This is a genomic window from Phormidesmis sp. 146-33 (genome assembly GCF_052939515.1).
In genome coordinates this window covers 1-7,877 of sequence record NZ_JBJPHU010000190.1, presented here as the reverse complement: position 1 = coordinate 7,877, position 7,877 = coordinate 1, and the positions used below count along the sequence as shown (strand labels likewise).

Here is a 7,877-nt window from a genome sequence, read left to right as displayed (position 1 = left end):
GGGGCAGAAGTGCTGAATAACGAAGCGAGAAAACTCCATCGAATTCACGTTAATTTAGCGACCTTTCTACGCCACTCTACAATACTCTCTTCCTCTCTCTCACACAGCGGATTAACACAATTCTCATCCCTCCTCGCGCAGCGGATTACCCCCAAAGGGGAAACAGATCATCGAAGTTCTCCCTCATGCCTCCTTCTAGCTACTCGTCAGCCTTGTCCAGTATTTGTCGTAGAGTTCCAAAACGGGCTTCTCTACGGGGGCGAGGGTTTCAGATCTGTCGAGAAGGTTTTTGGGCGGAAAGAGGCTCTGATTGTTTTGTAGGTTGGCGGGGAGTTGGTTAAAGGCGGCCGCGTTGGGTGTGGCAAAAAATAAGCGCTCTGTAACTCTGGCAGCAATTTCGGGCTGTAGCATAAAACTGATCCAGGCATAAGCCCCATCGGGATTGGGAGCGGTTTTGGGAATAACCATTGTGTCGCTCCAGAGCGAAGTGCCACTGCTGGGAATGACGTATCTCAGTTTGGGACTCTCACTCATCACGTTGACGGCATCGGCTGAGTAGCCCATTGAGAGTGATAAATCTCCGGCGATCAGCTGATCGCGCCATGCGTCAGAGGTGAAGGTGGCGATCGCGGGTTTGAGTTCCATCAAGCGATCGAAGGCTTGTTTGATCTGCTGGGGATCGGTGGAGTTGTAGGAATAACCGAGCGATCGCAGCGTGGCCCCCATGACTTCGCGCATATCATCTAGCAAAGTCAACCGCCGAGACAGCTTATCTTTGTTTTCCCAGAGGTAGTTCCAATCGGTGGGCGGCTCGGTTATTTTGTCGCTGTTGTAGATCAGTCCCGTCGTTCCCCAACTTACAGGCACACTGTAGCGATTGCCAGGATCGTGAACGGACTGCTGAAAGCGGGGCAAAATATTGCGAATGCCTTCGAGTCGATCGTGCTCTAGTTCGCTGAGATAGCCCAGCTTCACCATCTGAACCACTTTGTAGTCAGAAGGATAAATCACGCTGTAAGTTCCGGCTTTGCCCGCTTGAAACGTCGCCAGCATCGTCTCATTAGATTCAAAAATATCAGAGATGACTTTGATGCCCGTTTGCTGCCGGAAGGCATCGATCAAAGCTTGATCAACATAGCTTGACCAGGTGTAAATGTGCAGTTCATCTGACGCGCCTCGTCTCACCTGATCGGTTTGCACCTTAGCTAACGTCCACCCACAGCTTGAGAGCGCCATTGTGGAGGCAGCCGCGATCGAGCTTTGCAAAAAACGGCGACGACCCTTTAAAGATGGGCGGTGAGATAAAAAGTCAGTCATGGCAGCCATCCGCTTTAAAAATTGAACTCTCGCTAGATTCAGTTAACCTGGCAAAGCAAGACAGTCGCTGGCATCCCAGTAGAGAAAGATCGGCGTATCGGCAGAAGGAACATTGAGCGCGTTGGGCTGACGGACAGTGAGGTAATCGCCCGATCGCAATTGCACAACGTAATGCACATGGGTTCCCAGATACATTACATTTTGTAATCGACCTTCAAAGCAGTTGGTCTGGTCATCAAAGGGATCTAAACTGAGATTCACTTTTTCTGGCCGAACGCTAACGACAACTGAGCCAGAAGTTAGAGGTTGACCGCTCACGTCTGAGGGCTGCACGTTCATTTTTAGTCCTGACTCGGTTCTGATCCATAGCATCGCGGGGTGTGCGCCTTCGATTTTGCCGCGAAACAGGTTGGTGTCGCCGATAAAGTCAGCCACAAAGGAGGATTGAGGACGATCGTAGATCTGGCTGGGTGTGCCAATTTGTTCGACTTGACCTTCGTGCATGACAGCAATGCGATCGCTCAGACTCAACGCTTCTTCTTGGTCGTGGGTCACCATCACAAAGGTTAAACCCAGTTCGTGATGCAAGTTAGACAACTCAACCTGCATTTCTTTTCGCAATTTCAGATCCAACGCGCCCAGCGGTTCATCTAACAACAAGACCATCGGACGGTTTACCAGCGCTCTGGCCAAAGCAACTCGCTGCTGTTGACCGCCAGACATTTGATTGGGCAAGCGATTAGCAAAACTCTCCATCTTGACCAGTTTTAGAACCTCTCGCACCCGATCCTGAATTTCACTTTTGCTGCGGTGCTTGATTCGTAGCCCAAAGGCGATGTTTTCCCAGACCGTCATGTGGCTAAACAGCGCATAGCTTTGAAACACTGTGTTGGCAGGTCTGCGGTAAGGCGGAACATTCAACATCGACGTTCCGCGAATCAGGACATCTCCCGCAGTCGGGGCTTCAAATCCGGCAATCAGCCTCAAGGTGGTTGTTTTTCCACAGCCAGAGGGGCCGAGAATACTAAAGAATTCCCCTCGGTAAATACTGAGATCAACCCCTCGGACGGCCGCCTCTCCGTTAAACACCTTAAACACCTTTCGCAGCTCAACATCAAGCCCAACGTTGATGCCTGAAACTTGCTGATTCTGCGTTGCCGTCTGAGACATAGTGACGATTTCCTGGTGAAACTGGAACTGTGAGGCTTGAGCCTTATTTGAGCTTTAGACGAGGGGATTTGAGCGATTAAGGGGTTATCGTCTCTCCATCAAAACGCTAAAAGTCAAGGGCCTAAGCAGAACGATCGGTAAATTCAGGTCTGGCTTATTTTACCCATTGAACCCGAAACAAGTAATCTGAAACAATGCCCGATCGAGCAATCAGGTAACATTATCTAAAGAAACGTTGAAGAGCCTGTATTGATTTGGCGTTATTTTGTCAGTGATTAGCCCTAGAATGCCTGATTTTGTCAGTAAATACCCCATATCGTCATACACTTTTTGGGCTGTCCATTCTTGATTGATGTTGTTTCAGTTGCGGAATCTATGACTTTGTTGCAACCTTCTCCAGCTACGATCGCTCATCAAAAAAATCCTCGCAGTGTGGGGCGGCGCAACCAGGCGTTGATTCTGATGTCGGCGGTGGCGGTGATGGTGGTTGGAGGGCTGGGAAGTCGGATCGCCTACCTGCAACTGGTACAGGGCACTCAAAATCGAAAGCTGGCCGAAAATAACCGGATTCGACTCCTGCCCAAACAGCCTGAACGGGGAAAGATTCTCGATCGCAAAGGCAAAATTCTCGCAGGCAGTCGGCTGTCACACTCGGTTTTTCTCTGGCCCCTTGCTAAAAAGCGTGGAGAATGGGACAGAACCCTGGAGCGGATTTCACAGATTCTTCACATTCCCGTCGCAGATATCCAAAAGCGGCTCGCAAGCGAAGGCTACAACTCGCCCTATCGAGTTCGCATCGCACGGGGCATTAGTCCCCAAAAGGTGACGGCGCTGGCCGAATACGCGGCTGAGTTAGATGGCGTTCAAGTTGATGCCGAAGCGGTTCGCAACTATCCCAATGGCGACTTGGCAGCCCATGTGATTGGCTATACGGGAGAGATGAGCGACGAGTCTCTAGAGCGCCACAAGCACGAAAATTATCGCCTGGGAGACGTGATTGGTCAGATGGGCATTGAGGCGGCGAGAGAAAAAGATTTGCGCGGAGAGTGGGGCGGTCAGCAGGTTGAAGTCGATGGTGCGGGCAATGTGGTCAAAATTCTCGGCGAAAAGCAAACCCACGCGGGAAAAGATGTGGCGCTGACGATCGACCTTGATCTGCAAAAAGCGGCCGAAACGGCGTTGGGAAATCGCAAAGGCGTAATTGTGGCGCTTGACCCCAACAATGGGGCAGTTTTGGCAATGGTCAGCCGTCCCGCATTCGATCCCAATCTCTTCTCGACGCGCATCAGTGACAGTCAGTGGCAACGGTTGCAGAGCGCCGATCATCCGTTTGTCAATCGTGCCCTTCAAGGCTATCCGCCTGCCAGTACGTTCAAGATTGTGACGACGGCTGCGGGGATTGAGTCAGGTAAATTTTCGCCCGATACGGTTTTGGCGACTTCGGCATCGATTAGAGTCGGGGGCATTGACTTTGGCGACTGGAACCACGCTGGATTTGGGCCACAGGGCTTTGTGGGGGCGCTGACCTGGAGTAGTGACACCTTTTTCTATCAGATTGGGATGGGTGTAGGCGATCGGACGCTGATTCAATGGACGCGGCGCTTTGGCTTTGGGCAAAAAACCGGGATCGAGTTGGGAGACGAAGAAGCGGCTGGGCTTGTCCCCGATGATGCCTGGAAGCAAAAAGAAATTCGTGAAGGCTGGTATCTGGGCGACACCGTGAACATGTCGATCGGACAAGGCTATCTGCAAACCACGCCGCTTCAGGTTGCCGTTATGTTTGCGATCGCGGCCAACGGCGGCTACCGCGTCAAACCTCACCTGCTGCAAGACAATCAATCGGCTCAACACTGGCGCGAACCCCTGAACCTCAAGCCCGAAACGATTCAGATTCTCCAGGATGGGCTAAAGGGCGTAGTCAATGGCGGAACGGCAACAGCGGCCTTTAGTGGGACAGATCTGGCGATCGCGGGCAAAAGCGGCACCGCGGAGGATTTTGGACGCGAATCTCACACCTGGTTTGGGGCATTTTCTCCGGTTGATAAGCCCAAAATTGTCGTGGTTGCCTTTGGTGAAAATTCGGGTGGGGGGGGCGGTTCGTTTGCGGCTCCGATGGTGCGTCAGGTGCTAGAAGCCTATTTTCACCCCGACAAAGCCAAAAAGCAGGCGGCCGAAGTGGTGGCCGCTCCCAGAGATTAAAGGACTAATATTGAGAGACTACGCCCCAACGAGGCAGATGACACAGACAAAGCTGAGAATGACGTTTGAGGAGTACCTGACCTACGACGACGGGTTAGGGACTCGCTTTGAGCTAGTGAAAGGGGAATTAAGGCCCATGAGCTTAGGAACGGGCAAGCATGGCAAAGTTATCAAGTTCCTGGATGACTGCTTGAATGCAGAGATAGCGCGGATGAATCTTGGTTGGACTTCGCAGCGCTTTACCGTAGGCATTCAGTCTCCAAGAGGCAATCGTTGGGATACTTGTCGGATTCCTGACATTACCGTCCTACCTATCGAGCAGTGGAATGCGATGGAGGAGCGAGAGGCCATTATTCGCGCCCACGAGCAACCGCCAAAGTTGGTGATAGAGGTCGTCAGCCCCTCTACTGCGATCGACGACTATCGAACCAAGCGCACGGAGTACGCTGTGTTAGACATTTCTGAATACTGGATTGTTGACCCGCTCAAATTACAAGTAACAGTCTGCACATTGCAAGATGGCGCTTACGATGATCAAGTGTTTCAGGGTGATGAGCCGATCGTCTCTGCCGTTTTCTTAGACTTGAAATTGACAACTCAACAAGTCTTGAGTACCTGACCTTTATCAAGGTTCTCGTCTGATTGCGTCAGGGACACCCACCGGGGAGAAGCCTGCGATCGCTTTCAAAGCCTGCATTCTCATCAGTTCTGTAAAGCTCAGTCCCCGGCCTTCGAGTTGGGCGACCAGTTCAATCGCAGATAGCAAGCTTCGAGCCGCCTCTGTTTCGCTGTATCCTCGACGTTGAGCGACTTTTAGCGCCGTTTCATCTGCGTCTAACTCGATACGAGAACTGCGATTGCTGCGCCAAATTTGAGACAGGGAGATCGCGCTCAAAGCACTCGCGGCCGCAACCCCAACAAAATCGTGCTGTATCACCTCGACTCCGACTCCGATCGCACCTGCCGCAACCAGACCCAGATTGACATTCGGCTTGAGCCATTTGACCGCACTCAGCCAGCCCACCATTCGCAGTAATAATAGATCGCGCTGAGGACGAGACAGCCGACTCCAAAAATCAAAATTGATATAAATCGGACGATCGCGCACCCAGGGCATCGGAAAGGGCGCATCAATCACCGATCGCTGTTCTGGCTTGCTAACCAGCTTAGTGACCATCCGCCCAGACGCGGGCATGAGGTCTAAAAGACGACGAAGTTCTGGCTCAGGGTTCATCATGTTCTGATTTTAGAGCAAGAAGCTGAGTTGACAGGCAATCTAGCTTACCTTGGGCGGGCCAAACTGCCTGTCGTGTAGGACTGTCCCAAAAACTACTGTCCCAAGAACAGCAAATCGGGAGCAACCGAATTGATCAAAATAAACACCGTCAAGACAGCACTCGTAAAGAGAACGGCCAAAACAGGTGCATTGGAAAGATATTTCAAGAAATTGGACATAGTAGCCTCCTAAGAACTGACTATCCTAGCGGGGTGAAACAGGAATTTTGGAATCGTCTTCTTGAAGTTCGCCACTGAGGATTTCCTTCACAAAGATCAACGGCCAAAGCAACGCAGACGCAAAAGATCCGATGGCCACAGGCACATCAATTTGGATTTCTTTGTATTCGTTGTTGCCATTTTTGTGAACGGTTTGCAAATAGTTGCGACCTGCCCAGCCGAGCCAGCCAGACAGATACAAAAACAGCAAACCTGGAATGATGAATTCTCCAGCGTGGTTAACGCGACCATCTGCGATCAAATGAGGCAATCCATCCTCTTTACCGCAGAGCAAGCCTGCATCGGCGTATTTTTGAAGACGAGCCTTGGCGTTAGCGTTTACGGAGTCTTTGACTCGTTGGGCCAAAACTTCTGATTGTCCACAGGGAACGAGAAGTCCTGAAACATCCGATTCGAGCGCAGAGGCAGACGGGGTAAACCCAAGCCAAAGGGCGAGAACGAGAATTAGAGCAAACAATCGTTGCATGAAATTGTTTCCCTTTGTTGTGTGCAAAGTTTTTAGTATCGAAGCGATCGAGCGTTTCTAAAGCGAAGTTTTGCCAAAACTCAGTTCTCTAATTATGGGAATTAGAATCGCCCAGCTCAAGCAATAAGCTACGCTGAGATAGCCCATTCCTTCCAAAAATTACCAGCAAATGGCAACGGTTTTAGCAATTGAAACAAGTTGTGACGAAACGGCGGTCGCGATCGTAAAGAATCGTCAAGTTCTCAGTAGTATTGTCTCGTCTCAGGTCGCCATTCATCGCCAGTATGGGGGAGTCGTGCCCGAAGTGGCTTCTCGCCAGCATGTGGAAATTGTCAATCAAGCGATCGCTCAATCTCTAGAGGAAGCAACCCTACAGTGGTCAGAGATTGACGGCATTGCAGCCACTTGCGCCCCTGGTCTGGTCGGTGCCTTACTCGTGGGTTTGACGGCCGCCAAGACGTTAGCCCTGATTCATCACAAACCGTTTCTCGGTATTCATCATCTCGAAGGACACCTCTACGCTTCTTATCTGAGCGACCCAACCTTGGAACCCCCTTTTCTCTGTTTGCTGGTTTCTGGGGGGCACACCAGTTTGATCTACGTCAAAGAGTGCGGTCTGTACGAGATTTTGGGACAAACCCGTGACGATGCGGCGGGAGAAGCGTTTGATAAAGTGGCTCGGCTGATGGGGTTGGGGTATCCGGGTGGCCCGATTCTCGATCGCCTCGCTTCCCAGGGCAATCCCAAAGCCTTTCCGCTTCCAGAGGGGCAGGTCTCTCGACCAGAAGGCGGCTACCATCCCTATGATTCCAGCTTTAGCGGACTCAAGACGGCCGTGCTGCGATTGACTCAAAAACTTCAGCAAACCGAGCAGCCCTTACCTGTAGAAGATCTGGCCGCAAGTTTTCAGGCAACCGTGGCGCGGGCCCTGACCAAACGAGCGATCGCTTGTGCATTGGATTATGGCTTGACGACGATTGCGATCGGGGGTGGCGTGGCGGCCAACAGTGGTCTGCGTCAACATCTACAAGCGGCTGCGAGTCAGCACAATCTCAAGGTAATGTTTCCCCCGATGAAGTATTGTACTGACAATGCCGCGATGATCGGCTGTGCGGCGGCAGAACATTTGGAGCGAGGGCACACGTCGCCCTTAACCCTGGGAGCGCTGTCAAGACTACCCGTTTCAGAGGTGATGAAGCTGTACCAGAAG

At 51.6% G+C, this 7,877-nt stretch carries 8 protein-coding genes; 3 read left to right on the top strand and 5 right to left on the bottom strand.

Annotation, left to right across the window (positions count from 1 at the left end; all coding sequences use genetic code 11):
- Nucleotides 1–195 precede the first annotated feature (195 nt).
- Together ACJ2PR_RS34175 and ACJ2PR_RS34170 are read right to left on the bottom strand one after the other, a co-directional pair.
- Nucleotides 196–1,317 (bottom strand): ABC transporter substrate-binding protein, encoded by a 1,122-nt coding sequence (locus ACJ2PR_RS34175; protein WP_446859259.1) that lies wholly within the window; start codon nucleotides 1,315–1,317, stop codon nucleotides 196–198.
- A gap of 42 nt (nucleotides 1,318–1,359) precedes the next feature.
- The gene (locus tag ACJ2PR_RS34170; protein ID WP_446880386.1) at nucleotides 1,360–2,487 is read right to left on the bottom strand and encodes an ABC transporter ATP-binding protein; all 1,128 of its coding nucleotides are present in this window, start codon (nucleotides 2,485–2,487) and stop codon (nucleotides 1,360–1,362) included.
- A 375-nt stretch (nucleotides 2,488–2,862) separates the two neighbouring features.
- Between ACJ2PR_RS34170 and mrdA the strand changes: the two genes are divergently transcribed.
- A complete protein-coding gene (mrdA, locus tag ACJ2PR_RS34165) occupies nucleotides 2,863–4,686 on the top strand; it encodes a penicillin-binding protein 2 (RefSeq protein WP_446880385.1) in 1,824 nt (607 codons plus the stop codon).
- Nucleotides 4,687–4,723: 37 nt separating this feature from the next.
- Nucleotides 4,724–5,305: a Uma2 family endonuclease gene (locus tag ACJ2PR_RS34160; RefSeq protein ID WP_446880384.1), complete on the top strand. Its 582-nt coding sequence runs from the start codon at nucleotides 4,724–4,726 to the stop codon at nucleotides 5,303–5,305.
- Nucleotides 5,306–5,311: 6 nt separating this feature from the next.
- On the opposite strand, the gene ACJ2PR_RS34155 is transcribed toward ACJ2PR_RS34160, so the two are convergent.
- From ACJ2PR_RS34155 to ACJ2PR_RS34145, 3 genes are all read right to left on the bottom strand, one after another.
- Complete coding sequence (locus tag ACJ2PR_RS34155; protein ID WP_446880383.1) at nucleotides 5,312–5,923, bottom strand: DUF3318 domain-containing protein; 612 nt, start codon at nucleotides 5,921–5,923, stop codon at nucleotides 5,312–5,314.
- 92 nt (nucleotides 5,924–6,015) lie between these two features.
- Nucleotides 6,016–6,141, bottom strand: coding sequence for a photosystem I reaction center subunit IX (locus ACJ2PR_RS34150; RefSeq protein ID WP_446859254.1), 126 nt, complete (start codon nucleotides 6,139–6,141; stop codon nucleotides 6,016–6,018).
- Between the two features lie 25 nt (nucleotides 6,142–6,166).
- A complete protein-coding gene (locus ACJ2PR_RS34145; protein ID WP_446880382.1) occupies nucleotides 6,167–6,667 on the bottom strand; it encodes a Photosystem I reaction center subunit III in 501 nt (166 codons plus the stop codon).
- Nucleotides 6,668–6,836: 169 nt separating this feature from the next.
- Between ACJ2PR_RS34145 and tsaD the strand changes: the two genes are divergently transcribed.
- Nucleotides 6,837–7,877 (top strand): tRNA (adenosine(37)-N6)-threonylcarbamoyltransferase complex transferase subunit TsaD (tsaD, locus tag ACJ2PR_RS34140; protein ID WP_446880381.1); only part of this gene is annotated, 1,041 nt, incomplete at its 3' end.

Coding starts and splice junctions, on each gene's coding strand:
- ACJ2PR_RS34150 (WP_446859254.1), bottom strand. CDS start 6,141: ATGTCCAATTTCTTGAAATATCTTTCCAATGCACCTGTTTTGGCCGTT.
- ACJ2PR_RS34160 (WP_446880384.1), top strand. CDS start 4,724: ATGACACAGACAAAGCTGAGAATGACGTTTGAGGAGTACCTGACCTAC.
- ACJ2PR_RS34170 (WP_446880386.1), bottom strand. CDS start 2,487: ATGTCTCAGACGGCAACGCAGAATCAGCAAGTTTCAGGCATCAACGTT.
- ACJ2PR_RS34175 (WP_446859259.1), bottom strand. CDS start 1,317: ATGACTGACTTTTTATCTCACCGCCCATCTTTAAAGGGTCGTCGCCGT.
- ACJ2PR_RS34145 (WP_446880382.1), bottom strand. CDS start 6,667: ATGCAACGATTGTTTGCTCTAATTCTCGTTCTCGCCCTTTGGCTTGGG.
- ACJ2PR_RS34155 (WP_446880383.1), bottom strand. CDS start 5,923: ATGATGAACCCTGAGCCAGAACTTCGTCGTCTTTTAGACCTCATGCCC.
- mrdA (WP_446880385.1), top strand. CDS start 2,863: ATGACTTTGTTGCAACCTTCTCCAGCTACGATCGCTCATCAAAAAAAT.